This window comes from Geodermatophilus sp. DF01-2 (genome assembly GCF_004571065.1).
Taxonomy (GTDB): domain Bacteria; phylum Actinomycetota; class Actinomycetes; order Mycobacteriales; family Geodermatophilaceae; genus Geodermatophilus.
Genome location: NZ_SPQN01000002.1, coordinates 71497 through 96007, shown reverse-complemented (window position 1 = coordinate 96007; position 24511 = coordinate 71497). Strand labels below are relative to the sequence as shown.

Sequence of the window (24511 nt, the reverse complement as noted above, 5' to 3'; positions counted from 1 at the left end):
GTCGGCTCGACCTGGCGCCCGCTGCGGCATGGCCGACCTCGACGTCCTCGACCGCGCCGCACGCTGGCCACCGCCGTCCGGCGCTGCGACGAACTGCGCAGGCGGGGCGGCCCCCACCCTGCCGTTCCGACGGTCAGGCGGCGGTGCGGCACTCCGCGGCGACCGGGGCGGGGTCGGCGACGGCCGGGGCATCGGCCCGCCGGTCCACCGCGCGGGCGACGACGGCGATCCCGGCGCCGAGCAGCGCCAGCAGCGCGCCCACCCAGATCGGCGCGGTGTAGCCCAGGCCGGCGGACAGCACCGCCGCGCCGAGGGCGGCCCCGAGGGCGTTGGCCACGTTGAACGCACCCTGGTTGGCGGCCGAGACCAGGCTGCCGCCGCGCACCCGTGCCGCCTCGATGACGCCGTTCTGCACCACCGGGCCGAGGGCGAACGCCAGCGTGCCGAAGAGCACCAGCAGCACGACCGCGGCGACCGGGCTGCGGGCGAGGACGGCGAAGGCCGCCAGGACGACGGCGGTGGCCAGCAGGCCCACAGCGACGAACGAGAACCCGTAGCGGTCGCCGAGCCGGCCGCCGACGAGGGTGCCCACGGTGGTGCCGATGCCGAACAGCGCGAGCACCGGCGTCACCCACTCCACCGGGATGCCGCCCAGCTCGGTGAGGATCGGGCTGACGTAGCTGTACACGGCGAACAGCGCGGAGAACCCGACCATGGTGAGGCCGAGCACCAGCCACACCTGGCCGCGGCGGAAGGCGGCGAGCTCGCTGCGCAGGTCGCCGGGCTCGCCGAGCTCGCGCGGCATCCAGGCCAGCAGCCCGGCGATGGTGACCAGGCCGACGACGGTGACCGCGCCGAGGACCAGCCGCCAGCTCGACTGCTGGGCGACGAACGTGCCCAGCGGCACACCGATGACGTTGGCGAGGGTGAGACCCACCAGCATCAGCGAGATCGCTCTGGTGGCCCGGTCGGGGGCGACCAGCCGGCGGGCGGCCACCGCTCCCACGCCGAAGAAGGAGCCGTGCGCCAGCGCGGTCAGCACCCGGGCCGCGGCGAGCGTCTCGTAGGTAGGCGCCAGCGCCGACAGTGCGTTGCCGACGGTGAACACGGCCATCAGGGCGACCAGCGTCCGGCGCGGCGGGAAGCGCACGCCGAGCGCGGTGAGCGTCGGGGCACCGACGACCACGCCGACGGCGTAGGCGGAGATGAGCAGGCCGACCGACGGCACCGAGACCCCGAGGCCCTCGGCGATCTCGGGCAGCATGCCCATGACGACGAACTCGGTGGTGCCGATGCCGAAGGCGCCGATGGCGAGCGCGAGCAGGGCGCGGGGCACGGGGAACAGCTCCAGGAGGGCGACGGCGGAGGACGGTGCGGCGGACGTCGTCGTCCTGCCGAGTCCTGGACGACAGGACCCTCCCGGAGCCAAGCCGCCGCCCCGGGCGGACATGCCCGGGGCGGCGGGTGGGTCTGCTCACATGCGGCGGCTCAGGGCTGGAGCAGCACCTTGACCGTGCCGTCCTTCTTCTCGCGGAAGTTCGCGTAGGCCTCCGGCGCCTGCTCCAGCGGCACGTGGTGCGTGGCGAAGTCGTCCACGCCCAGGGGGTCGCCCTCGGCGAGGATCGGCAGGATGTCGGGCACCCAGCGCCACACGTTGGCCTGGCCCATGCGCAGCTGGATCTGCTTGTCGAACATCCGCATGAGCGGCAGCGGGTCGGTCGCACCGCCGTAGACGCCGGACAGCGAGATGGTCCCGCCGCGGCGCACCGCGTCGATGGCGGTGTTCAGCGCGGCCAGCCGGTCGACGCCGGCGACCTGCATGACCTTCTCCATGACCGCGTCGGGCACCACGGCGGTGGCCTTCTGCGCGATGCTGGCCAGCGGGGAGCCGTGCGCCTCCATGCCGACGGCGTCGATGACCGCGTCGGCGCCGCGGCCGGCGGTCGCGTCCTGGATCTCGCGCACGACGTCGTCCTTCTTCGTCGAGCGGATGACGTTCGTGCCGCGGGCGCTCGCCCGGGCGATCCGCTCCGGGACGACCTCGGAGGCGTACACCTTCTCGATGCCCAGGTGGTGGGCGATGCGGGTGCACATGTCGCCGATCGGGCCCAGGCCCAGGACCAGCAGGGTGCCGCCGGGCGGGACGGCCGCGTACTGCACCGCCTGCCACGCGGTGGGCACCACGTCGGAGAGGTAGACGAACCGGTCGTCGGGCAGGCCGTCGGGCACCTTGATCGGCAGCGTGTTGCCGAACGGCACCCGCAGGTACTCGGCCTGGCCGCCGGGGACCTGACCGTAGAGCTTGGTGTAGCCGAACAGCGAGGCGCCGAAGCCCTGCTCGCGGTTCTGGGTCGTCTCGCACTGGGACTGCAGGCCCTGCGAGCACATCCAGCACGTGCCGCACGAGATGTTGAAGGGGACGACGACCCGGTCGCCGGGCTTGACCGCGGTCACCTCGGAGCCGACCTCCCGGACGATGCCCATCGGCTCGTGGCCCATGATGTCGCCCACCGTCATGAACGGGGCCAGGACCTCGATGAGATGCAGGTCCGATCCGCAGACGCCGCTCGAGGTGACCTCGATGACGACGTCGGTGGGCTCCTGGATCGTGGGGTCGGGGACGGTGTCCACCCGGACGTCGGCTCGGCCGTGCCAGGTCACTGCGCGCATGGGGGATGAACTCCTCGGATCGACGTCCACGGGCTTCGACGAGAAGACTCCTGCCCCGTCGTGAGCTGCATCGCCCCTCGTCTCGCCCCCGCTCGGCGCGCCCATCACTCTCCGTCACAGGCGTCTGCGCAGCCCGGGCCAGGTGGTGCGCGCCGGCGACACCGTCGCGGTGCTCGGCAACCGCGGGCAGTCCACCGGCCCGCACCTGCACTTCGAGGTGCGCCTGGGCGGTCCGGGCGGCGAGAAGGTCGACCCGGTCCCGTACCTGCGGGAGCGCGGCGTCCAGATCTGGAGGAGGGACCACCCTTCCCCCCACGCCTTACGTGCTTGCTCGGCGCAGGCCCCTGAAGGGTGGCCGCTCGATGCGCGACACTCGCACTGTGCGCGGACGGGCGGGGAAGAGCTGATGGGTCACGGTCACGGTCACGGGCGTCCGCCCGGTACCGCGTCGGCCGGGTACCGCCGGCGGCTGGCCGCCGTCCTCGCGCTCACCGTCGCGGTCATGGTCGCCGAGGTGGCCGGCGCGCTGGCCTCCGGGTCGCTGGCGCTGCTCGCCGACGCCGGGCACATGGCCACCGACGCGCTGGGGATCGCCCTCGCCCTGGGTGCTGTCTCGCTGGCCCAGCGGCCCGCCCGCGGCCGGCGGACCTTCGGCTGGCAGCGGGCGGAGATCCTCGCCGCCGTCGCCAACGGCCTGCTGCTCGTCGGAGTGGCCGGGTACGTGGTGGTGGAGGCGGTGCGCCGGATCGGGGACCCGCCGGAGATCGGGTCGGGCGTCATGCTCGCCGTCGCCGCGCTGGGCCTGGCGGTCAACCTCGTCGGCCTGGTCGTCCTGCACGGCGGGCGGCGCGACTCGCTGAACGTCCGCGGTGCCTACCTGGAGGTGCTCGGCGACGCGCTGGGTTCGGTCGCCGTCCTGGCCGCCGGCGTGGTCATCGCCACCACCGGCTGGACCCCCGCCGACACCGTCGCCTCCCTGCTGATCGCCGCGCTGGTGCTGCCGCGGGCGTGGTCGCTGCTGCGCGAGGCGGTCGACGTGCTGCTCGAGGCGGCGCCGCGTGGGGTCGACATGGACCGGGTGCGGGCCCACATCCTCGGGGTGGACGGCGTCCTCGGTGTCCACGACCTGCACGCCTGGACGATCACCTCCGGCCTGCCGGTGCTCTCCGCGCACGTCGTCGTCACGGACGAGGCCCTGGAGGCCGGCCACGGTGGCCGGGTGCTCGACGCGCTCTGCGCCTGCCTGGGTGACCACTTCGACGTCGAGCACTGCACCTTCCAGCTGGAGGCCGCGGCGCACGCGGGGCACGAAGCGCCGGTGCACGACTGAGGGCGACCCTTCCCCCCACGCTCGGCGCGGGCCCCTGGAGGGTGGCCCGTTCCAGTACGTCACCAGGCTCGTGGCGGGACCCTGCAGGGAGCTGCCGTCCTCCCCGCTCCTCGCACGCTCGGGGTGGTGCCCGGGACGGGGCCGCCCGGGCATCGCCCGAGTGGGACAGTGGGGATCGCGCGCGGCACGTCACGGCAGGAGGCATCGGTGGACCACGGTCAGCACTCGGGCATGTGGGTGCCGGACGAGCCGCCGACCTGGGGCCGGATGTTCCTGCCGCACCTCGACGGCTGGTCGTGGCTGGCCGTCCTGAGCCTGCTGGGTGCCGTGGGCTACCTGGTGGCGCTCGTGGTGCTGCGTCGCTCGGGCGTGGCCTGGCCGTGGTGGCGGACGGCGTCCTGGGTCGCCGGCTGCGCCGCGCTGTTCGCGGTGACCGGCACCTGGCTCAACGGCTACAGCATGGTGCTGTTCAGCGTGCACATGGCCCAGCACATGGTGCTGTCCATGGTGGCGCCGATCCTGCTGCTGCTCGGCGCGCCGGTCACCCTGGCGCTGCGGACGCTGCCCCGCGGCAGGCGGCTGGCCGGCGTCCCCCGGGCGCTGCTGCTCGACGCGCTGCACAGCCGGGTCGCCCGGGTCGTCTCGCACCCGGCGTTCACGCTGCCGCTGTTCCTCGCCAGCCTCTACGCCGTCTACTTCACGCCCATCTTCGACGCGCTCATGGCCGACCCTCTCGGCCACCAGTTCATGCTCGCGCACTTCACGGTGACCGGGCTGCTGTTCTTCGGCCCGATCCTGGCGCAGGACCCCTGGCCGCGGACGGCAGGCCACGGCGGTCGGATGCTCGAGCTGCTCGTCCCGATGCCGTTCCACGCCTTCTTCGGCGTCGCGATCCTCATGGCCGGCTCGCTGGTCGTGGAGACGTTCGCCGACCCCCCGGCCGGCTGGGGCGTCGACCCGCTCGCCGACCAGAAGACCGCCGGCAGCATCGCCTGGTCCTTCGGCGAGATCCCCACCGTCTTCGTGATGGCGCTGGTCCTGTTCGCCTGGATGGGCTCCGAGCAGCGCAAGGCCCGCCGGCTGGACCGCGCCGCGGCCCGCACCGAGGACGCCGAGCTGGCCGCCTACAACGCCCGCCTCAAGGCCCTGGCGGAGCGGAGCTGAGCCACCCGGTTCCCGACGACGGGGAGCTCGAGGCTCTCCCGAGGAGGTAACGCCGCGGCTCCACGGCGGCGGGGGACCGCAGTTGGCCGCTGTCGTCCGGAGGACGACGATGTCGTCGTGCCGGCCTCCCTGGTGTTCACCGCGGACACGCACGTCCCCAGGCGGGCGCGTGACCTTCCTCCTCCGCTGTGGGCGGCGATCGACGCCGCGGACGTCGTCGTGCACGCCGGTGACTGGGTGGACGTCGCGCTGCTCGACCGGATCGAGGAGCGCGCCCGCCGGCTGGTCGCCGTCCACGGCAACAACGACCACGGGCCGCTGCGGGAGCGGCTGCCGGAGGTCGCCCGCGCCGAGGTCGAGGGCATCCGACTGGCCGTCGTCCACGAGACAGGGGACAGGAAAGGCCGCGAGGCCCGCTGCGCCGCCCGCTTCCCCGACACCGACCTGCTCGTGTTCGGACACAGCCACATCCCCTGGGACACCACCGCCGACACCGGCCCGCGTCTGCTCAACCCCGGCTCGCCGACCGACCGGCGCCGGCAGCCGCACGGCACCTTCGTGACCGCGGTGGCCGACGGCGGCGCGCTGCGGAACGTGACCTTCCACCCGGTAGCGAGGTGACGGGCGGGGACACCGCTCGCTGGCGCCACCTCGGGGTGAGCCTGGTCGGGCTGGTCGCCGCCTGCGCCGTCCAGAACGGGCTGCCCTTCCTCACCGTCGCCTTCCGCGCCCAGGGGCTGTCACTGGCCGCGATCGGACTGTTGGTCAGTGCGCTCACGGCCGGCCTGGTCCTCACCCTGGTGGCCTGGGGCGCCGCGGCCGACCGGTACGGCGAGCGGCTGGTGCTCAGCGCCGGGCTCGGCGTCGCCGCTGCCGCCCTGACCGGCGCCGCGCTGGCGGGAACGCCGGTCGCCACGGGGCTGTGGCTGCTGCTCGCCGGCGCCGGCAGCGCATCGGTGCACGCGGCGAGCGGGCGGCTGGTGCTGGGCTGGTTCCCGGCTCGCCAGCGGGGCCTGGCCATGGGGATCCGCCAGGCCGGGCAGCCGATCGGCGTCGGGGTGGCGGCGCTCGCGCTGCCGCGGCTGGCCGACGAGGGCGTCGGTGCGGCGTTCGCCGCGCTGGCCGCGGGCTGCGCGGTCACGGCCGTCCTCGTCGGGTTGCTGGTGCGCGACCCGGCCCGGCCGGCGCCCGCCGCGGGGGCCCCTCCGGTGGCCTCGCCCTACCGTTCGCCGGTGCTGTGGCGGGTGCACGCGGCGAGCACCCTGCTCGTCGTCCCGCAGTTCGTGGTCGCCGCCTTCAGCTTCGACTTCCTGGTGCGCGCCGCCGGCTGGAGCGTGGGCGCCGCCGGCACCCTCCTGGCGATCACCCAGCTCGGCGGCGCCGCGGCGCGGCTCGGCGCAGGGGCGTGGTCCGACCACGTGGGCAGCCGGGTGGGGCCGCTGCGGCTGATCGCGGTGGCGGTGGCCGCCGCCGCCGGCACCCTGGCCGCCGTCGCCGGGCTGACCCCCGACGTCCTGGGCACGGCGCTGGTCGCCGTGGCCGTCGTCCTCGCCACGATCGTCACGGTGAGCCCCAACGGGATCGCGTTCACCTCCGTCGCCGAGCAGGCCGGCAGCGCCTGGGCCGGGCGGGCGCTCGGTGCCCACAACACCGCGCAGAACCTGTCCGCGGCCCTGACCGTGCCGCTGGCCGCGCTGCTCGTGGAGAGCGGGGCCGGTTACCCGGCGGCCTTCGCGGCCGGGACGGTGGCGGCGGCGCTGGCGGTCGGCGTCGTCCCGGGGCGGGCGGTCGAGACGGCATCCCTGCGGGCGGCCGGCCGCGTGGCGAGCCGGTGAGGCCCCGCCGTCCCTGGCCCCCGCGGGCGGTGCGGCTGCTGGCGTGCCCGGTGTGCGGAGCGCCGCTGGCCGCCGAGCCCGGCGACGCCGGGCTGCGCTGCCCGGCCGGACACGCGTTCGACCGGGCGCGGCAGGGACACGTCACACTGCTGCCGCCCGGGCACGCCCCGCCGTCCGGCGACTCCGCGGCGATGGTCGCCGACCGCGTCGCCTTCCTCGCCGCCGGTCACTACGCGGGTGTGACCCGCGCGCTGGGGGACGCCGTCGTCGCGGGGGACGACGGACCGCCCGGCGCGTTGCTCGACCTCGGCGGGGGCACCGGACAGCACCTGGCCGGTGTCCTCGACCGGCTGCCCGACGCGGTGGGCGTGGTCCTGGACTCGTCCCGGTACGCCGCTCGCCGCGCGGCCGGCGCGCACCCGCGGGCCCTGGCGGTGGTCGCCGACGCCTGGGCCCGGCTTCCGGTGCGCGACGCCGCCGTGGACCGGGTGCTGGTCGTCTTCGCGCCGCGCAACGGCCCGGAGATCGCGCGGGTGCTGCGCCCGGGTGGGCGGCTGGTCGTGGTCACCCCCGCCGCCGACCACCTCGCCGAGCTCGTCGGGCCGCTCGGGCTGCTGCGGGTCGATCCGGAGAAGGCCCGCCGGCTCGCCGCGACGCTGGAGCCGCACCTGCGCCCGGACGTTGCGTCCGGCCGCCGGGAGCGGCTGGGGCTGCACCGGACGGCGGTCACGACGCTGATCGGGATGGGCCCGCACGCCCGGCACCTGGCGCCCGGGGAACTGGCCGCGGCGGTGGCGCGGCTGCCCGAGCGGACGGCGGTCACGGTCTCGGTCGACGTCAGCACCTGGACCCGCGCCGGCTGACCGGCCGGCGCGCCGGTCACGGTCCGGGAACGGCGCGGGCGGCGCCGGGAAGGGCTGAGCTGCGGCGATCGGCGCGCCCCAGCGTCGGGGGGAGGGCTCCCGCGCAGACCGTCTAAGCTGCGGCCGTGACGATCGCACCGGCGCCGATCGTGAGCCGGCCGAGCCCGGCTCACGAGGTCGAGAAGGGCTCGCGGCTCTCCAACCTGCTGCGGACCACCGACCACAAGACCATCGGCCTCATGTACCTGGCCACCTCCTTCGCCTGGTTCGTCATCGGCGGCCTGATGGCGATGCTCATGCGCGGGGAGCTGGCCCAGCCGGCTCTGCAGTTCCTGTCGCCGGAGCAGTACAACCAGCTGGTCACCATGCACGGCACGATCATGTTGCTGTTCTTCGCGACGCCGCTGTTCTTCGCGTTCTCGAACCTGATCATGCCGTTGCAGATCGGCGCGCCGGACGTCGCCTTCCCGCGACTGAACTCCTTCTCCTACTGGCTGTTCCTCTTCGGTAGCACGCTGGCGGTGTCGGGGTTCCTCACGCCGGGCGGTGCGGCGGACTTCGGGTGGTACGCCTACGTCCCGCTGTCCCTGGAGGTGCACTCGCCGGGCGTGGGGGCGGACCTGTGGATCGCCGGCCTGGCGGTGAGCGGTCTGGGCACCATCCTCGGCGCGGTCAACTTCATCACCACGATCGCCTGCCTGCGGGCGCCCGGGATGACGCTGTTCCGGATGCCGATCTTCTGCTGGAACACGCTGGTGACCAGCCTGCTGGTGCTCTTCGCGTTCCCGATCCTCACCGCCGCCCTGTTCGGTCTCCTGTCCGACCGGCAGCTCGGTTCCCTGATCTTCTCGGAGGAGAACGGGGGGCCGTTGCTGTGGCAGCACCTGTTCTGGTTCTTCGGGCACCCCGAGGTCTACATCATCGCGCTGCCGTTCTTCGGCATCGTCACCGAGATCATCCCGGTGTTCAGCCGCAAGCCGCTGTTCGGCTACAAGGGGATGGTCTTCGCGACCCTGGCCATCGGTGGTCTCTCGCTGACGGTGTGGGCCCACCACATGTACGCGACCGGCGCGGTGCTGCTGCCGTTCTTCGCGTTCCTCACCTACCTGATCGCCGTGCCGACCGGCATCAAGTTCTTCAACTGGATCGGCACCATGTGGCGCGGCCAGCTGACCTTCGAGACGCCGATGCTGTTCTCGATCGGCTTCATGGTCACCTTCCTCCTCGGTGGGCTGACCGGCGTGCTCCTCGCCTCACCGCCGCTGGACTGGCACGTCAACGACAGCTACTTCGTGGTCGCCCACTTCCACTACGTGGTGTTCGGGACCGTCGTCTTCGCCGCCTACGCCGGGATGTACTTCTGGTTCCCGAAGATGTGCGGCCGGATGATGGACGAGCGGCTGGGCAAGCTCCACTTCTGGCTGACGTTCGTCGGCTTCCACGGCACGTTCCTGGTGCAGCACTGGCTCGGCGGTGAGGGCATGCCTCGCCGGTACGTCAACTACCTGGCCACGGACGGGTTCACCACGCTGAACACGATCTCGACGATCTTCTCGTTCGTGCTCGGCGCCTCGACCATCCCGTTCTTCTACAACGTGTTCAAGTCGTGGCGGTACGGCCCGCTCGCGCTGCGCGACGACCCGTGGGGCCACGGGAACTCCCTGGAGTGGGCGACGTCGTCCCCGCCGCCGCGGCACAACTTCGTGGAGATCCCGAGGATCCGCTCCGAGCGGCCGGCGTTCGAGGCCCACTACCCGCACCTCGTCGACCGCCTGCAGCAGGAAGCACACGCCGGTAAGAGCAAGGGCCACTACGCCAGCGAGCTGATGAACGGCACCGGTCCTCGGCAGGGGGACAAGGACCCCGACCCCACCTGAAACAGGACCCCCCTGCCCCCCGCACGGGTAGAAGGACCCTCTCCCCGAGCCCTTCGCAAGCTCTGGGCACGCCAGGAGAGGGCCGGGGCCCCTGCAGAGGGGCCGCCCCTCCTTCTCACCCCTCGCGAGCTCGGGGCGGTGCCCCGGAGGGGCCACCTGCGACGCCCCGTCGGCTCCGGCCGGCGGGGCGTCGACGCATCCGGGGCGGTGGGGGGCGGCGGGACGGCGGTGCGGCACGATGGCTGCCGTGCCGTTCGACCCCGCGCCTCGCACGTCGCCGACCGCTCTCGCCACTCCACCGCGGGCGCTGCTGACCGTCACCGGGATCGACCGGCCGGGGGTCACCGCGCGGCTGTTCACCGCCCTCGCCGCGCGCGGGAAGGACCACCCGCAGGTCGAGGTGGTCGATGTCGAGCAGGTCGTCGTCCACGGTCAGCTGGTGCTCGGCGTCGTCGTCGGCGCGCTCCCGGACGAGAGTGTGCCCGTGGTGGAGGAGGAGCGCTTCCTCGCCACGCTCGGCCGGTTGGCCGCGGAGGTCGGCCAGGCGACCGGCATGCGGGTGGAGGTCGAGTCCGCCGCCGACGCCGGCCTGGACGCCGTCCCCGCGGGCCGGCCGCACCACGTGATCCTGCTCGGCCGCCCGGTGCCGCCCGAGGCGGTCGCCGGGGCCGCGTCGGCCATCGCCGGGGTCGGCGGCAACATCGAGGCCATCCGCCGGCTGTCGGACTACCCGGTGACCAGCTTCGAGCTCACCGTCTCCGGCGGGGAGGCCACCGAGCTGCGCACCGCCCTGGCCTCCGTGGCGTCGGCCACCGGCGCCGACATCGCCGTCGAGCAGGTCGGGCTGGCCCGCCGCAGCAAGCGGCTCATCGTGCTGGACGTCGACTCGACCCTGGTCCGCGGCGAGGTGATCGACGAGCTGGCCGCACGCGCCGGCCGGGCCGCCGAGGTCGCCCGGATCACCGCCGCCGCGATGAACGGGGAGCTGGACTTCGCCCAGTCGCTGCGGGCCCGGGTGGCCGCGCTGGCCGGACTGCCGGTGGAGGTGCTCGACGAGGTGCGCGAGGCCCTGGTCCTCACGCCCGGCGCGCGCACGCTCATCCGCACGCTCAAGCGGCACGGCTTCCGCTGCGGCATCGTCAGCGGCGGCTTCACCCAGATCACCGATCCGCTGGCCGATCAGCTCGGCCTGGACTTCACGGCCGCCAACACCCTCGAGGTCGCCGACGGACGGCTGACCGGCGGACTGGTGGGGGAGATCGTCGACCGCGCCGGGAAGGCCCGGGCGCTGGCCCGCTTCGCGGAGGAGTACGGCATCCCCCTGGAGCAGACCGTGGCGGTGGGTGACGGCGCCAACGACCTGGACATGCTCCGGGTCGCCGGGCTGGGCATCGCCTTCAACGCCAAGCCGTACGTGCGCGAGCAGGCGCACACCGCCCTCAACCAGCCCTACCTCGACGCCGTGCTGCAGGTGCTCGGCTTCACCCGCGACGAGGTGCTCGACGCGGTGTGATTGCAACGCGGTGCGATTGCAACGCTGTGCGGTTGCAACGCCGTGTGATTGCAACGCTGCTCTTGCGGTGTTTCACCTGCTCTTGCGGTGAGGCAGCGCCGCAAGAGCGCCTGGAGGACCGCAAGAGCAGGCGTGGTGTGCTCACTCAGGCCCGGTGGACGGCGCCTTCCAGTCCGACGCCGGCGCTGCGGAGCTGGTCGAGGGCGGCGTCGGTGGTCGCCTCGCTGACGCCGGCGGTGAGCGGCAGCAGCACCCGGGTCGCGAAGCCCTCGCGGACGGCGTCCAGCGCGGTGGCCCGCACGCAGTGGTCGGTGGCGATCCCCACGACGTCGACGGCGTCCACCGCGTGCGCGCGCAGCCACTCGGCCAACGGCACGCCGTCGCAGCGCCCCTCGAAGCCGGAGTAGGCGGCGGCGTGCTCGCCCTTGTCGAACACCGCCTCGATGGGCTCGCGCTCCAGTCGAGGGTGCAGCTCAGCGCCGTCCGTACCGACCACGCAGTGCGCCGGCCAGGTCTCGAGGAAGTCCGGTTGCTCGGCGAAGTGGCCGCCGGGGTCGACGTGGTGGTCGCGGGTGGCGACCACGTGCGCGTAGTCGGCGGTGTGCGCGCGGACGTGCTCACTGATCGCACCGGCGACGGCCGCCCCGCCGGCGACGGCGAGGCTGCCGCCCTCGCAGAAGTCGTTCTGCACGTCCACCACCACCAGGGCGCGGGTCATCCGGGTCCCCTCTCAGGCCGTCACGGTCTCGATGGCGCAGTCTCCACGGGACAGCGCGAACGCCTCCGCGGGCATCGCCTCGCGGGCCCGCGCGTGGTGTGCCCGTGCCGCGGCCAGGGCGGCCCTCGGCGCGGCCGGCGTGCACGGCTCGCCACCGCGGACGAGCTCCACGACCAGGCGCCGGTCGCCGTTCCCGGGGTCGATCGGTGCGCTGCTCACCACCTCGGCGGTTGCCGTCCCCGAGCCGTCGTGCCGGCGGACGGCGTGCTTGCGGCCGCCCACCGAGTTCTTGCCCTCCGAGCGCTTGGCCACCGGGACGCCGTCCCGCTCGACGAGCTTGTAGACCATCCCGGCGGTCGGGGCGCCCGACCCGGTGACGAGCGAGGTGCCCACCCCGTAGCCGTCGACCGGGGCGGCCATGAGCCCGGAGATGGCGAACTCGTCCAGGTCGCTGGTGACGATGATCTTCGTCCCGGTCGCGCCCAGCTCGTCGAGCAGCTGCCGCGCGTGCGTGGCCAGGGTTGGCAGATCGCCGGAGTCCAGCCGGATCGCCCCCAGCTCGGGGCCGGCGACCTCGACCGCCGTCCGGATCCCCTCGTCGACGTCGTAGGTGTCCACCAGCAGCGTGGTGCCGATCCCGAGGGCGGCGACCTGGGCGCGGAACGCCGCGGCCTCGTCGTCGTGCAGCAGGGTGAAGGCGTGCGCGCTGGTGCCGGTGGTGGGAAGCCCGTAGCGGCGGCCGGCCTCGAGGTTCGAGGTGGCGGCGAACCCGGCGAGGTATGCGGCGCGGGCGGCGGCGACCGCGGCCTCCTCGTGCGTGCGCCGCGAGCCCATCTCGATGCACGGCCGCCCGCGGGCGGCGGAGACCATCCGGGCCGCGGCGGAGGCGATCGCGCTGTCGTGGTTGAGCACCGAGAGGACGAGCGTCTCGAGCAGCACTGCCTCGGCGAACGGCGCCCGGACGGTGAGCACGGGGGAGCCGGGGAAGAACAGCTCTCCCTCGGCGTAGCCGTCGACGTCCCCACTGAACGAGAAGCCGGCCAGCCAGTCCAGCAGCCGGCGGTCGGTGAGGCCCTGCTCGTGCAGTGCGGCGAGGTCCTCGTCGGTGAACCGGAAGGCGGCGAGCGCCTCCAGCAGCCGGCCGGTTCCGGCGAGCACCCCGTAGCGGCGGCCGTGCGGCAGGCGCCGGGCGAAGACCTCGAAGACGCAGTCGCGGTCGGCCGTGCCGTCGGCCAGGGCCGCTGCGACCATGGTCAGCTCGTACCGGTCGGTCAGCAGGGCGGGACCCGTCGGCATGGCCCCGGAGCGTAGGCGCGACCCGATGTGCGCGGCGTTCTATGGTGGGCTCCGTGGCCGGACCGCTCGCGCCGACACGGACGCCCGAGGAGACCGTCGAGGAACGCGGCGATCTCGACCGGCCCTGGGTGACCATCGTCTGGAACGACCCGGTCAACCTCATGACCTACGTGACCTACGTGCTGCAGGAGCTCTTCGGCTACGACGAGCCGACGGCGACCACGCTGATGCTGCAGGTCCACCAGGAGGGCAGGGCCATCGTGAGCTCCGGGCCGCGCGAGCGGATGGAGCACGACACCAGCCGGCTGCACGCCTACGGGCTGTGGGCCAGCTTCCAGCGCGACTCATGAAGCCCTTCCGCCGCAGGGGCGAGGAGCTGGTGGCGCGGCTGGAACCGGCCGAGGCCCGCATCGTGGCCCTGCTCCTCGACCAGCTCGAGCAGCTGCTCACCGCCGAGGCCGACGACGTGGCCGGCGACCCCGTGGTGACCCGGCTGCTGCCCTCCGGGCACCGCAGCGATCCGGAACTGGCCGCCGACTACCGCGGGATGACCGAGTCCGCGTTGCGCTCGGGCAAGGCCGACGACCTGGCCACCGTCCGCGCGAGCCTGCCGCCGGACGGCGGTCCTCTCCGCCTCGACCCGGACCAGGCGGTCGCCTGGCTGCGCACCAGCAACGACCTGCGCCTGGCGCTGGGCACCCGGCTGGACATCCAGGAGGACACCGAGCCGCCGGAGGACCTCTCCACCGAGGAGGGGCAGCAGCTGGCCGTCTACTACTGGCTCACCGGCCTGCAGGGGTCGCTCGTCGACGCGCTCGCCGCCGGTCGCGCCGACCGAAGGTGAGCACGACCAGCACCGCGAGGAGCAGGTCGAGCACGAAGAACACCGATACGAGGCTGGGCATCTCCAGGTCCCGCACGATCGCGCCGACGGCGCAGACCAGGACGACGACCGACAGCACGGCGACCAGCAGCAGCGTCAGCAGCCGCATGGACACCAGCAGCACCAGCGAGACCCGGTCGGCGCCGGCGTCGCTGCTGTGGTGACCGCTGCGGCGGTGCAGCCCGCCGGAACCGAGCACCACCGCCGGCACGGCGAGGAGCAGCACGCCGGCGACCATGAGCAGCTCGAGGGCCACGGACGCGCACCGTATCGGGCGGCCCCGTCCAGGCGGCCCTCCTGCAGGGCCTTTCTGCCGAGCCTGCGAGGGGGGGAGGACGGCGGCCCCCCTGCAGGGTCCCGCCGCCGGCCCCGTCCACAGGCCATCCCGAGCGTGCGAGGGGATGAGGAGGACGGGGTCCTTCCTCGGTGGGGGCAGGGGGGTCCTCTTAGACTGGTGTCGTGCTGCGCATCGACCGCGCGACCTACGACGCCATCGTGGCCCACGCCCGGGAGGACCACCCGGACGAGGCCTGTGGCGTGGTCGCCGGCCCCGAGGCCAGCGACCGCCCCGAGCGCTTCATCCCGATGCTCAACGCCGCCCGGTCGCCCACGTTCTACGAGTTCGACTCCGCCGACCTGCTGCGGCTGTACCGCGAGATGGACGACCGGGACGAGGAGCCGGTGGTGATCTACCACTCGCACACCGCCACCGAGGCCTATCCCTCGCGCACCGACGTCGGCCTCGCCTCCGAGCCGAACGCGCACTACGTCCTGGTCTCCACCCGGCACCACGGGGAGCAGACCGGTCTGGCCGGCGACGAGGTCGAGTTCCGCAGCTTCCGCATCGTCGACGCCGTCGTCACCGAGGAGGACGTCGAGGTCGTCGAGTCCTACCTGTTCGGCCACTCGCCGACCACCGTCGTCTACGACTGAGGAAGGACCCCGTCTCGGCCCCAGGAAGGACCTCCCTGCCCCCCACCGCTCGTTGAAGGACCCCGTCCTCCCCACCCCTCGCAAGCTCGGGGCGGTGCCCGGGACGGGGCCGGGGACCCTGCAGGCAGGCCGAGGGTGAGGAGGACGGGGTCCTTCTGCGGCCGCCCCCAGGAATGCCCGACGGCGAGCGGGCGTTGCCCGTCCAGACGTCCGTCCCGCTGCGTGACAGCGGCCACGCAAAACCCGAGCCCCTGAGGAGAACAGCACGCCATGGCCATCGAGGTCCGGATCCCGACCATCCTGCGCACCCACACCGGCGGCAGCAAGACCGTCGAGGGCGACGGGGACACCCTGGCCGCGCTCGTCGACGACCTCGACGCCAAGCACCCCGGGCTGAAGAACCGCCTCGTCACCGAGGAGGGCAAGCTGCACCGCTTCGTCAACGTCTACGTCAACGACGAGGACGTGCGCTTCACCGGTGCGCTCGACACCCAGGTCAAGGACGGCGACTCGGTGACGATCCTTCCGGCGGTCGCCGGCGGCTGACCACCGTCCTCACTCCCTCGGACACGGAAGACTCCTGATGGCCCGCTTCGCCTCCCTCGTCGACTCGCTCGGCAACACCCCACTGGTGGGGCTGCCGAACCTGTCGCCGACCCCTGACGTCCGGCTGTGGGCCAAGCTCGAGGACCACAACCCCACGGGGTCGATCAAGGACCGGGCCGCCATCTCGATGATCGAGGCGGCGGAGAAGGAGGGGAAGCTCAGGCCGGGCGACACCATCCTCGAGCCGACCAGCGGCAACACCGGGATCTCGCTGGCGATGGTCGCCCGGCAGCGGGGCTACCGGCTGATCTGCGTGATGCCGGAGAACACCTCGGTCGAGCGCCGCCAGCTGCTGGAGATGTACGGCGCCCAGATCATCAGCTCCCCGGCGGCCGGCGGCTCCAACCAGGCCGTCGCCGTCGCCAAGGGGCTGGCCGCCGAGCACGACGACTGGGTGATGCTCTACCAGTACGGAAACCCGGCCAACGCCGAGGCGCACTACACCGGCACCGGCCCGGAGATCCTCGCCGACCTGCCCTCGATCACCCACTTCGTCGCGGGGCTGGGCACCACCGGCACGCTCATGGGCGTCTCACGCTTCCTGCGGGAGAAGAAGCCCGAGGTGCGGGTGATCGCCGCCGAGCCCCGGTACGGCGAGCTGGTCTACGGCCTGCGCAACATCGACGAGGGCTTCGTCCCCGAGCTCTACGACCCCGCGCTGCTGGACTCGCGGTTCAGCGTCGGGCCGCAGGACGCGGTCCGCCGCACCCGGCAGCTGGTCGAGCAGGAGGGCATCTTCGCCGGCATCTCGACCGGAGCGATCCTGCACGCGGCGCTGGGCATCGCGGACAAGGAGGTCGCGGCCGGGCGCCGGGCCGACATCGTCTTCATCGTCTGCGACGGCGGCTGGAAGTACCTGTCCACCGGCGCCTACGCCGGCACGCTCGAGGAGGCGACCTCCGCGCTGGAGGGCCAGCTCTGGGCGTGACGACGGTCTCCCGGCCCGCCCGGCTAGCCTGACCGGCGCCGATGGGAAGCGAGCGGGGGAGCACGGCGTGAGGCTGACGGTGGTCGGCTGCTCGGGCAGCGGCCCGGGACCGGCGTCCCCGGCGTCGTGCTACCTCGTCGAGCACGATGGCTTCCGCGTGCTGCTCGACCTCGGCAACGGCGCCTTCGGGACGCTGCAGTCCCTCGCCGACCCGGCCACCATCGATGCGCTGTACCTGTCGCACCTGCACGCCGACCACTGCCTCGACGTCGCCCCGTTCATCGTGTGGCACCGCTACTCGGGGCGCTCCCGGGGGCGACCGGTGCCCCTCTACGCCCCGCCGGGCGCCGACCGCCGCCTCGCAGCGGCCTACTACGGGGACGGTGCCCCCCTGGAGGACGTCTTCGACTTCGCCGTTCTCACCGGCGAGCCGTTCGACCTCGGGCCCTTCGCGGTGCGCACGGCGCGCACCGCCCACCCGGTCGAGTGCTACGCGGTCCGGCTGACCGCCGGCGGCCGGTCGCTGGTCTACACCGGCGACACCGGCGCGAGCGTCGCCGTGGTCGAACTCGCCCGCGGCGCGGACGTCCTGCTGGCCGAGGCCGCCCACCCCGACGTCCCGGATCTCCCGGAGGGCCTGCACCTCACCGGCCGCGAGGCCGGCGAGCACGCCGCCGCCGCGGACGTCGACCGGCTGATGCTCACCCACGTGCCGGCCTGGGTCGATCCCGCGGCGCAGCTCGCCGCGGCCCGGGCGGTCTTCCCCGCCGCCGAGCTGGTCGCCCCGGGCGCCACCTACGAGATCTGAGCGGTTGCCCGGGCGGGCGCGCCCGGGCACGGTGGGCCGGTGGCCGACGACGAACGGGACGGCGTCCGGCTGACCAGTCTCGACTCTCCGCTCGGCGACGGGCTCGAGGTCACCAAGGGGGACCTGGTCGACCACCTCGACGCGAACGCCTTCCGGCTGGTGCCCCAGCTGGCCGGCCGCCCGCTGTCGGTGAAGCGGGTGCGGCCGGGCCAGGAGCCGTTCGTGCAGCGCAACGTGGCCAAGGGGGCGCCGAGGTGGGTGCGCACCGTCCCCGTCTGGTCGGTCGGCGCGCACCGCGAGGTGCACCAGGTGCTCTGCGACGACCGGCGGACGCTGCTCTGGCTGGCCAACCAGCGGGCGGTCGAGTTCCACGTGCCGTTCATCCGCGCCGGCGAGGAGGAGCCGACCGGGATCGTGCTCGACCTCGACCCGCCGGAGGGCGCCGACTTCGCCGTGGCGGTGCGGGCGGCGGAGCTGGTGCGGCGGGCGCTGGCGAACTCCGGCCTCGCCGGGGCGGTGAAGACCAGCGGGTCGAAGGGCCTGCACGTCGTCGTCCCGGTGCGCGGATCGAGGCCCGAGGACGCCGCCGCCGCGACCCGCGCGCTGGCCGCGCGCTCCGCCCGGCTCGGCCCCGACCTGGCGACGACGGCGTACATCGTCGAGGACCGGCACGGCCGGGTCTTCCTCGACTCCACCCGGTCGTACGCCTCGACGGTCGTGGCCGCGTACAGCCCACGCATCCGCCCGGGACTGCCGGTGTCGGCGCCGGTCGCATGGGACGACCTCCCGTCGGTGCGGCCCGGCGACGTCACCGTGCGTACCGCGCCGGAGCGGCTCGGGGACGGCGACCCGTGGACGGCGCTGCTCCCGGACCCGCAGGAGCTGCCCGCCGACCTGGTGGCCGAGGGGCACACCATCCCGGTCGCCCGCGTGCAGGCGATGCACGAGGGCCGCCGTCGCGCCCGCGCCCGCCGCGCGGAGGCGGGGGACTGACGTTCCGCCGCGCCCTCCACAGCGCGCGGCGCCGTCCACAGCCCGCCGCTCGCGCACCGGCACGGGCTCGGCCCTCCCGTGCACCCTCCGGCCATGCCCCTCGACCCGCAGACCACGGCCTGGCTCGACCAGGAGGACGCCCACCTCGCCCAGGTGATCCGGCAGCACCGCTGGGCGGTGCAGTACGTCGGCTCCGGGGAGGAGGACGGCGAACCGGCGTTCGGATACACCATCGGCCTGTTCGGGCTCGGCCACCCCGAGCTCGTCCTGGTGGGCCTGGGCGTCGACACCACGCACGGCGTGCTGCAGCGGGCCGCCGAGGAGGTCGCCGCCGGTCGCGACCTGGTGCCCGGTGAGCTGATCGTCTGGGACGACTGGGAGGGGCGGCTGTGCGTCGAGACCTCACCCAACCCCGGTGAGGTGGTCCTGGGGGCCAACCGCTTCTACCAGCGGCCGCCCGAGTACTCGGTACCGGCCTACCAGCTGGCGTGGAGCCACGCGGACGGGTACTTCCCCTGGGAGGAGGGCTACCCGTGCGGGCCGGAGTGCCAGCCGCGCCCCGGCACGTGGCGGGCGTGAGCCGCGGCCGCCCTCCAGTGCCCGCTGGCCTCGTCCCGGGCCCTCGCCCTGAGCTTGCGAGGGGTGGGGAGGACGAGTCCTTCTACGAGGCGTGGGGGGAGGGGTGGTCCTCGTTCAACCCAGGCCGAGGTCGCGGCGCAGCTTGGCGACGTGCCCGGTGGCCTTGACGTTGTAGCCGGCCTTCTCGATCCGCCCCTCGGCGTCGATGACGAAGGTCGACCGGATCACGCCGACGACCTCCTTGCCGTACAGCTTCTTGGTCCCGTACGCGCCGTACGCGGCCAGCACCCGCTTGTCGGGGTCGGAGAGCAGGGTGATCCCCAGGTCCTCCTTCTCGCGGAAGCGCAGCAGCTTCTCCGGCGGATCGGGGGAGATGCCGATGATGTCGAGCCCCGCCTCGGCCAGGTCCCCGGCGGAGGCGGTGAAGTCGACGGCCTGTGTGGTGCAGCCCGGGGTCATGGCCGCGGGGTAGCAGTAGACGATCACCCGGCGTCCCCGGTGGCCGGTGAGCGAGACCGGGTTGCCGTCGGCGTCGGGCAGCGTGAACTCCGGCGCGGGGTCGCCCGGCGCCAGGCGGACGGGAGCCGTGTCGAGGCCGCTGTCGGTGTCGGTCATGCCGGTATCCTGCCGTGCCCGACCGACGTCCCTCCACGGGGCGCGCCACGGAGGAGAGGCCACCCGGCGGTGACATCGGCCGGCTTCCGCGTCCCGGTCCGCTCCTCGCTCGCTCCTCGCCGCGATGCTGCCGGGGCTGGTCAGCCGGCGAGGAAGGACAGCCGGACGTGCCGCTGCGGGTTGTCGGTGTTGGTGTCCACCAGGCAGATCCGCTGCCAGGTGCCCAGCTGCAGGCGGCCCTCCAGCACCGGGACGCTGGCGTGCGGCGGGACGAAGGCCGGCAGCACGTGGTCGCGGCCGTGGCCGGGGCTGCCGTGCCGGTGGCGCCAGCGCTCGTCCCGCGGGAGCAGGACGTCGAGCCGGGCCAGCAGGTCGTCGTCGCTGCCGGAGCCGGTCTCGATGATGGCCACGCCCGCCGTCGCGTGCGGCACGAACACGTGCAACAGCCCGTCGTCCTCGCCGCGCACGAACTCGGCGCACTCGTCGGTGAGGTCGACCACCGTGGGCACGCCTCCGGTCCGGACCGTCCGCAGCTCTGATCGCATGACCGGTGACGATGACATGGCGGTCCTCCGGACCGCACCGCGGTGACGTCGTCGTCCTACCGGACGACACCGCGGCCCGGTGCCGTCCCCTCCGCGGTTCAGCCGTTGCCCGTGTCCCGGTCGGTGGAAGGACCCCCTCCTTCCCACCCCTCGCACGCTCGGGGCGGTGCCCTGGAGCGGGCCTGCGGGCCTCCGCGACCGGTCCACACCGCGGCCCCGTGTCGTCCCGCCACTATCGTCGGCGTACGTGACCGCAGCAGCCGCGAGCCCGCGCCCCGACGGCCGGGCGGCCGACCAGCTCCGACCCGTGACGATCACCCGCAACTGGCTCGACCACGCCGAGGGTTCGGTGCTCGTCGAGTTCGGCCGGACCCGCGTGCTGTGTGCGGCCAGCGTCACCGAGGGGGTGCCGCGCTGGCGCAAGGGCTCGGGGCTGGGCTGGGTCACCGCCGAGTACGCGATGCTGCCGCGGGCCACGCACACTCGCAGTAACCGCGAGTCGGTCAAGGGCCGGGTCGGCGGGCGCACCCACGAGATCAGCCGGTTGGTCGGGCGCTCGCTGCGGGCGTCGATCGACCTGGCGGCGCTGGGGGAGAACAGCATCGCGGTCGACTGCGACGTCCTGCAGGCCGACGGCGGGACCCGGACGGCGGCGATCACCGGCGCGTACGTCGCCCTGGCCGACGCCGTGTCCTGGCTGGGGGAGCGGCGGAAGCTGGCCCGCGCGAAGGCGATCCTGCAGTCGGTGGCCGCGGTGAGCGTCGGCGTGATCGACGGCCAGCCGCGGCTGGACCTCGCCTACGAGGAGGACGTGCGCGCCGGCACCGACATGAACGTCGTGTGCACGGGCGACGGCAGCTTCGTCGAGGTCCAGGGCACCGCGGAGAACGGCGTCTTCGACCGCTCGACCCTGGATGCGCTGCTCGACCTGGCGGTCGCCGGGTGCGCCGACCTCACCCGGCTCCAGGCCGAGGCCCTGCAGCAGGCCGGCGCCCGATGAGCGCCCGGTTGCTCCTGGCCACCCGCAACCCCGGCAAGCTGGCCGAACTGCAACGGCTGCTGGAGAGCGCCGTCCCCGGGGTGGCCGTGGTGGGCCTGCGGGACGTGCCGGAGTACCCGGAGGCCCCGGAGACCGGCGTGACGTTCGCGGAGAATGCGTTGCTCAAAGCGCGAGAGGCGGTCCGGTACACGGGCCTGCCGGCGGTCGCCGACGACTCGGGCCTCAGCGTCGACGCGCTCAACGGGATGCCCGGCGTCCTGTCGGCGCGTTGGTCGGGCCGGCACGGGGACGACGACGCCAACACCGCGCTGCTGCTCGGCCAGCTCGCCGACGTGCCCGACGAGCGGCGCGGCGCGGCCTTCGTCTGCGCGGCCGCGATCGTGACCCCGAACGGCGCCGAGCGGGTGCTGGAGCGCTCGTGGCGCGGCCGGGTGGTCCGCGGGAAGCGGGGTGGCAACGGCTTCGGCTACGACCCGGTGTTCGTGCCGGACGGGCTGGACCTCACCGCGGCCGAGCTGACGGCGGCGGAGAAGGACGCACGCAGCCACCGTGGGCAGGCGTTCGCCGCGCTGGTCCCCCTGGTCCCGGAGCTGCTCGTGCGGTCCTGACACCGGCCGGCTGAGACGTTCGGCCGGTCGACCAGCTGGTGGTCTGGTTCGACGCGACGGTCGCCGTCCGGCTCCGACCGGGTTCCCGCGGCCCCGACGAGGTCGGGGCCGCGGGCGCCTGGTCAGGGCGTCGGCTCGGCCCCTGCGCCCGGTGCCGGTGCGCTCCCCGGCGACTCCTCCGACGGGTCGCCGGAGGAGTCGGTGGGCTCACTGCCGGTGGCCCGCCCGCTGCCCGAGGACGTCGTGGGCGTCGCCGGCTCGGACCCGTCGCTGCCGGACTCCTCGTCCTCCACCGTCGAGCCGTCGTCCGTCGGGGTGACCGGTGCGCCGGTCCCGGTCGCCGGCGCGGTGGTGGTAGGCGACGACGGCATCGACGGGTCGGACTCCTCGGACTCCTCGGACTCCTCCTCGGACGACGACGCGGTGGTGATCGCGCCGATCGTCGTCGTCCTGGCGGTCTCGGTGGCGCCGACGAGCGCGGACACCGGCTTCTGGCCGATCAGCTCGATCCCGGTCACGATGCCCATGGCCATGACGAACACGGCTGCGGCGTAGGCGGCCACGCGGGTCCAGCGCGGCCTGCGTCGCGGAGCCGGTGCGTGGCGTGGGTCGATGCGGGCGGGCAGTACGCGGGTGGCAGGGGCCGCGTCGGGCTCGTCGACGACGCGGGCGTGGCGCCCGGTGAGCTGCCCGCGGGCCCGCTGCAGCCGCTGGTTCGTCCTCTGCAGGGAGCTGCTGTAGAGCGCGGCGCTGACGGTGCTGATCACGCTGGCCAGCGCGGCGCCGACCAGGGTGCCGGCGAGGCCGAAGAAGGAGGCCACCACGGCGGAGGACACCGCGGCCAGGGCGCCGGCGGCCACCTGGGTGGCGCTGAGCTGGACGCCCTGCGGCCTCTCCTCGGGCTGTTCGGAACGGTCGGTCGTCTCGGGGCGCGGGGAGGTCATGAGCTCCGACGGGGTTGATGACGTGCAGGGAAGAGGGACCTGGATCGGGCAGCACTGCGCGCCAGGCCTGCTCGCTCAGCCTACGGGTCCTGTTGCAGGCTGTCCGACCCCGCTCACGCTCAGCAAGCCGCTGACCTGCGGTGACGCAGCGGTGTGATTCCCCTCTCCGGGCCCGACCTAGAACGGTGGTGGGTCGTCGGCGGGGTCGGCCGCCGGTGGTGGTTGGTCGGGTGGGCGGGTGAGCACGCGGGGGCCGGTGAGTTGCAGGCCGGGTGGTCGGCTGGTGCGGGTGACGCCGGCGGGGGTGGTGACGGTGAGGATGCCGTCGGGGGTCATCGCGTAGGTCCAACCCGGGGCGAAGGTCTTCAGCCGATGGTGCCGCCGACACAGACAGCACAAGTTCGAGCAGGCGGTGGCCCCGCCGGCGGCGTGCGGAATGACGTGGTCGGCATCCGCCCAGCCGGCCCGGTTGTCACACCCCGGATGCCGGCAGGTGCGATCCCGCGTCTGGACGAACCGGTCCTGCGCCGCGGTCGGCTCGTAGGCGTCGGTCGGTGCGGGCCGGGTGATCACCGGGCAGCCGCAGTCGCTCCCCGGGTGGTCGCGGCAGCCGCGCCGGCCAGCGGCGCGCAGCTCGCGCAGCGTGGCGAGGGCCTGCAGGGCGCCTGCGTCGTCGGTGAAGGAGAAGGTCAGGCTGCCCCCGGGCGGTGCTTGAAGGCCGATGGCGTCGAGCTGGGCCAGCAGGTCGCGCACGTGCGCAGCGGTGATCGGCGTGCCGGCCACCGCCCCGGTCGGCTCGACCACCGATCCGGGCCGGGCGAACGCCGGCGGCACCGGGGCGCCGGAGGCCAGGAACCGCTCCGGGGTCAGCGCGCCGACCGGCACCTGCACCTCCACGTGTGCGGCGACCGGGTCGGGCACCAGCCAGGGGCGCTGGATCAGGTCGGCGAGCACGCCGACGCGCAGCATCCCGATCGGGCGGTCGTCCCCGGCCTGCTTGGCCCGCCAGGCCAGCTCGTCGAGCGTGGCCTGGCACGCCGCGGCCAGCTCGTCGGGCATCCCGGCGACCAGCTCGCTGATCCCGTCGCCGACCGGACGGCGGCGGACGTTCACCGCCCGGTGCACCTTATCCCGCCGCCGATCCGACGCCGCGGCGTCCCGGGCGGCCAACTCGGCGCGCAGCCGCTCCTTGAGCTTGCGGATCGACAGCGACGCGGCCTCGGGCAGCACCGCGGCCTCCACCTCCGCGAGGACAGCGGGGTCGGCGTCGCGCACCTTCCACCCCAATTCCTCGGCAAAGGTCCGGGCCCGCGGCCAGTCCAGCCGGCCCTGGGTCAGCTCCGCGTGCGTGGCCCGCAGCGAGCCGGTCAGCGTCAGCGCGTGCTCGGTCAGCGTGGTCGCCGTCGCCCGCGCGCAGTTCACCGTCAAGGCCAGTTCGTCGGCGAAGAACTCGCTCACCCCCTCCGGCGCCCCCACGCCCGGCACCGCGTCGTCCCCGGCTTCAGCCGCGGCACCGGGCTGACCGGGCTGCCGGTCGGCCGAGGCCGGCCGGTCGGCGGCGAACGCAGCCACCAGCTCCAGCTCGTAGGCGGCCAGTTCGGCCTTGAGCTGCTGCACCCGCTGCAGCTCCAGCGCCTTCTCCTCCGGCGAGCGGGCGTGCACCGGAAGGATCTCGCCCAGCGACGGCCACGCCGTCCCCGGCGGCGCGACCAACGGCAACTCGACGTCGGTCACCGTCAGACCGACGCCGTAGCCACCACCGATGAACACACCACGAACCTACGGCGCAGGTACGACACTTTC

Annotated in this window: 26 protein-coding genes; 17 read left to right on the top strand and 9 right to left on the bottom strand. The window is 74.1% G+C overall.

The window, feature by feature from the left end:
• Positions 1-133 precede the first annotated feature (133 nt).
• Complete coding sequence (locus tag E4P41_RS01370) at positions 134-1336, bottom strand: MFS transporter (protein WP_135139081.1); 1203 nt, start codon at positions 1334-1336, stop codon at positions 134-136.
• Positions 1337-1488: 152 nt separating this feature from the next.
• Positions 1489-2670: an alcohol dehydrogenase catalytic domain-containing protein gene (locus E4P41_RS01365; RefSeq protein WP_135139080.1), complete on the bottom strand. Its 1182-nt coding sequence runs from the start codon at positions 2668-2670 to the stop codon at positions 1489-1491.
• A 103-nt stretch (positions 2671-2773) separates the two neighbouring features.
• Here E4P41_RS01365 and E4P41_RS01360 point away from each other — a divergent pair, with 103 nt between their 5' ends.
• The 7 genes from E4P41_RS01360 to serB all read left to right on the top strand — a co-directional run bounded on the left by E4P41_RS01360 (position 2774) and on the right by serB (position 11252).
• Positions 2774-4000 carry a cation diffusion facilitator family transporter gene (locus tag E4P41_RS01360; protein ID WP_348536447.1) on the top strand — a complete coding sequence of 409 codons (1227 nt, stop codon included), beginning with the start codon at positions 2774-2776 and terminating at the stop codon, positions 3998-4000.
• A gap of 207 nt (positions 4001-4207) precedes the next feature.
• Complete coding sequence (locus E4P41_RS01355) at positions 4208-5164, top strand: cytochrome c oxidase assembly protein (protein WP_135139078.1); 957 nt, start codon at positions 4208-4210, stop codon at positions 5162-5164.
• 117 nt (positions 5165-5281) lie between these two features.
• Positions 5282-5785 (top strand): YfcE family phosphodiesterase, encoded by a 504-nt coding sequence (locus tag E4P41_RS01350; protein ID WP_135139077.1) that lies wholly within the window; start codon positions 5282-5284, stop codon positions 5783-5785.
• A complete protein-coding gene (locus tag E4P41_RS01345) occupies positions 5782-6999 on the top strand; it encodes an MFS transporter (protein ID WP_135139076.1) in 1218 nt (405 codons plus the stop codon). The genes E4P41_RS01350 and E4P41_RS01345 overlap by 4 nt, the downstream gene beginning before the upstream one ends.
• Positions 6996-7862, top strand: coding sequence for a putative RNA methyltransferase (locus tag E4P41_RS01340; RefSeq protein ID WP_245177036.1), 867 nt, complete (start codon positions 6996-6998; stop codon positions 7860-7862). The genes E4P41_RS01345 and E4P41_RS01340 overlap by 4 nt, the downstream gene beginning before the upstream one ends.
• A gap of 125 nt (positions 7863-7987) precedes the next feature.
• Complete coding sequence (gene ctaD / locus E4P41_RS01335) at positions 7988-9739, top strand: cytochrome c oxidase subunit I (protein ID WP_135139075.1); 1752 nt, start codon at positions 7988-7990, stop codon at positions 9737-9739.
• Between the two features lie 247 nt (positions 9740-9986).
• On the top strand, positions 9987-11252 hold the full coding sequence (gene serB, locus E4P41_RS01330; protein ID WP_245177035.1) for a phosphoserine phosphatase SerB: 1266 nt from the start codon (positions 9987-9989) through the stop codon (positions 11250-11252).
• A 145-nt stretch (positions 11253-11397) separates the two neighbouring features.
• Here the strand turns inward: serB and E4P41_RS01325 are convergent, their stop codons facing one another.
• Positions 11398-11970 (bottom strand): isochorismatase family protein, encoded by a 573-nt coding sequence (locus E4P41_RS01325; RefSeq protein ID WP_167760869.1) that lies wholly within the window; start codon positions 11968-11970, stop codon positions 11398-11400.
• Between the two features lie 12 nt (positions 11971-11982).
• Positions 11983-13266, bottom strand: coding sequence for a nicotinate phosphoribosyltransferase (locus tag E4P41_RS01320; RefSeq protein WP_135139073.1), 1284 nt, complete (start codon positions 13264-13266; stop codon positions 11983-11985).
• Positions 13267-13319: 53 nt separating this feature from the next.
• Here E4P41_RS01320 and clpS point away from each other — a divergent pair, with 53 nt between their 5' ends.
• Together clpS and E4P41_RS01310 are read left to right on the top strand one after the other, a co-directional pair.
• Entirely contained in the window at positions 13320-13616 is a 297-nt protein-coding gene (clpS, locus tag E4P41_RS01315; protein WP_135139072.1) for an ATP-dependent Clp protease adapter ClpS, read from the top strand.
• The gene (locus E4P41_RS01310) at positions 13613-14110 is read left to right on the top strand and encodes a DUF2017 family protein (protein WP_135139071.1); all 498 of its coding nucleotides are present in this window, start codon (positions 13613-13615) and stop codon (positions 14108-14110) included. The genes clpS and E4P41_RS01310 overlap by 4 nt, the downstream gene beginning before the upstream one ends.
• Here E4P41_RS01310 and E4P41_RS01305 read toward each other — a convergent pair.
• A complete protein-coding gene (locus E4P41_RS01305; protein WP_135139070.1) occupies positions 14049-14405 on the bottom strand; it encodes a hypothetical protein in 357 nt (118 codons plus the stop codon). The genes E4P41_RS01310 and E4P41_RS01305 overlap by 62 nt on opposite strands.
• Before the next feature lie 203 nt (positions 14406-14608).
• Between E4P41_RS01305 and E4P41_RS01300 the strand changes: the two genes are divergently transcribed.
• The 6 genes from E4P41_RS01300 to E4P41_RS01275 all read left to right on the top strand — a co-directional run bounded on the left by E4P41_RS01300 (position 14609) and on the right by E4P41_RS01275 (position 18996).
• A complete protein-coding gene (locus E4P41_RS01300; protein WP_135139069.1) occupies positions 14609-15082 on the top strand; it encodes a M67 family metallopeptidase in 474 nt (157 codons plus the stop codon).
• Positions 15083-15352: 270 nt separating this feature from the next.
• Positions 15353-15628 (top strand): ubiquitin-like small modifier protein 1, encoded by a 276-nt coding sequence (locus tag E4P41_RS01295; protein WP_135139068.1) that lies wholly within the window; start codon positions 15353-15355, stop codon positions 15626-15628.
• A gap of 37 nt (positions 15629-15665) precedes the next feature.
• Positions 15666-16616, top strand: coding sequence for a cysteine synthase (locus tag E4P41_RS01290; protein ID WP_135139067.1), 951 nt, complete (start codon positions 15666-15668; stop codon positions 16614-16616).
• Positions 16617-16683: 67 nt separating this feature from the next.
• Entirely contained in the window at positions 16684-17424 is a 741-nt protein-coding gene (locus tag E4P41_RS01285; protein WP_135139066.1) for an MBL fold metallo-hydrolase, read from the top strand.
• Positions 17425-17463: 39 nt separating this feature from the next.
• Positions 17464-18417: an ATP-dependent DNA ligase gene (locus E4P41_RS01280; protein ID WP_135139065.1), complete on the top strand. Its 954-nt coding sequence runs from the start codon at positions 17464-17466 to the stop codon at positions 18415-18417.
• Between the two features lie 93 nt (positions 18418-18510).
• Positions 18511-18996, top strand: coding sequence for a DUF4262 domain-containing protein (locus tag E4P41_RS01275; protein WP_135139064.1), 486 nt, complete (start codon positions 18511-18513; stop codon positions 18994-18996).
• A gap of 114 nt (positions 18997-19110) precedes the next feature.
• Here the strand turns inward: E4P41_RS01275 and bcp are convergent, their stop codons facing one another.
• Together bcp and E4P41_RS01265 are read right to left on the bottom strand one after the other, a co-directional pair.
• Positions 19111-19611, bottom strand: coding sequence for a thioredoxin-dependent thiol peroxidase (gene bcp, locus E4P41_RS01270; RefSeq protein ID WP_135139063.1), 501 nt, complete (start codon positions 19609-19611; stop codon positions 19111-19113).
• A 140-nt stretch (positions 19612-19751) separates the two neighbouring features.
• A complete protein-coding gene (locus tag E4P41_RS01265) occupies positions 19752-20156 on the bottom strand; it encodes a YjbQ family protein (protein ID WP_135139062.1) in 405 nt (134 codons plus the stop codon).
• Between the two features lie 247 nt (positions 20157-20403).
• Here E4P41_RS01265 and rph point away from each other — a divergent pair, with 247 nt between their 5' ends.
• Together rph and rdgB are read left to right on the top strand one after the other, a co-directional pair.
• Positions 20404-21156, top strand: coding sequence for a ribonuclease PH (rph, locus tag E4P41_RS01260; RefSeq protein ID WP_135139061.1), 753 nt, complete (start codon positions 20404-20406; stop codon positions 21154-21156).
• Positions 21153-21764: an RdgB/HAM1 family non-canonical purine NTP pyrophosphatase gene (gene rdgB, locus E4P41_RS01255; protein WP_135139060.1), complete on the top strand. Its 612-nt coding sequence runs from the start codon at positions 21153-21155 to the stop codon at positions 21762-21764. Before rph ends, rdgB begins: the two co-directional genes overlap by 4 nt.
• A 122-nt stretch (positions 21765-21886) precedes the next feature.
• On the opposite strand, the gene E4P41_RS01250 is transcribed toward rdgB, so the two are convergent.
• Positions 21887-22708 carry a hypothetical protein gene (locus tag E4P41_RS01250; protein ID WP_135139059.1) on the bottom strand — a complete coding sequence of 274 codons (822 nt, stop codon included), beginning with the start codon at positions 22706-22708 and terminating at the stop codon, positions 21887-21889.
• Between the two features lie 177 nt (positions 22709-22885).
• On the bottom strand, positions 22886-24478 hold the full coding sequence (locus E4P41_RS01245; protein ID WP_245177034.1) for an HNH endonuclease signature motif containing protein: 1593 nt from the start codon (positions 24476-24478) through the stop codon (positions 22886-22888).
• Positions 24479-24511: the final 33 nt, after the last annotated feature.

Excerpts from the sequence above, each read along its gene's own strand:
- E4P41_RS01250 (WP_135139059.1), bottom strand. The coding sequence starts at position 22,708 with ATGACCTCCCCGCGCCCCGAGACGACCGACCGTTCCGAACAGCCCGAG.
- E4P41_RS01310 (WP_135139071.1), top strand. The coding sequence starts at position 13,613 with ATGAAGCCCTTCCGCCGCAGGGGCGAGGAGCTGGTGGCGCGGCTGGAA.
- E4P41_RS01295 (WP_135139068.1), top strand. The coding sequence starts at position 15,353 with ATGGCCATCGAGGTCCGGATCCCGACCATCCTGCGCACCCACACCGGC.
- E4P41_RS01325 (WP_167760869.1), bottom strand. The coding sequence starts at position 11,970 with ATGACCCGCGCCCTGGTGGTGGTGGACGTGCAGAACGACTTCTGCGAG.
- E4P41_RS01265 (WP_135139062.1), bottom strand. The coding sequence starts at position 20,156 with ATGCGATCAGAGCTGCGGACGGTCCGGACCGGAGGCGTGCCCACGGTG.
- E4P41_RS01320 (WP_135139073.1), bottom strand. The coding sequence starts at position 13,266 with ATGCCGACGGGTCCCGCCCTGCTGACCGACCGGTACGAGCTGACCATG.
- E4P41_RS01275 (WP_135139064.1), top strand. The coding sequence starts at position 18,511 with ATGCCCCTCGACCCGCAGACCACGGCCTGGCTCGACCAGGAGGACGCC.
- E4P41_RS01290 (WP_135139067.1), top strand. The coding sequence starts at position 15,666 with ATGGCCCGCTTCGCCTCCCTCGTCGACTCGCTCGGCAACACCCCACTG.
- bcp (WP_135139063.1), bottom strand. The coding sequence starts at position 19,611 with ATGACCGACACCGACAGCGGCCTCGACACGGCTCCCGTCCGCCTGGCG.
- rdgB (WP_135139060.1), top strand. The coding sequence starts at position 21,153 with ATGAGCGCCCGGTTGCTCCTGGCCACCCGCAACCCCGGCAAGCTGGCC.
- E4P41_RS01365 (WP_135139080.1), bottom strand. The coding sequence starts at position 2,670 with ATGCGCGCAGTGACCTGGCACGGCCGAGCCGACGTCCGGGTGGACACC.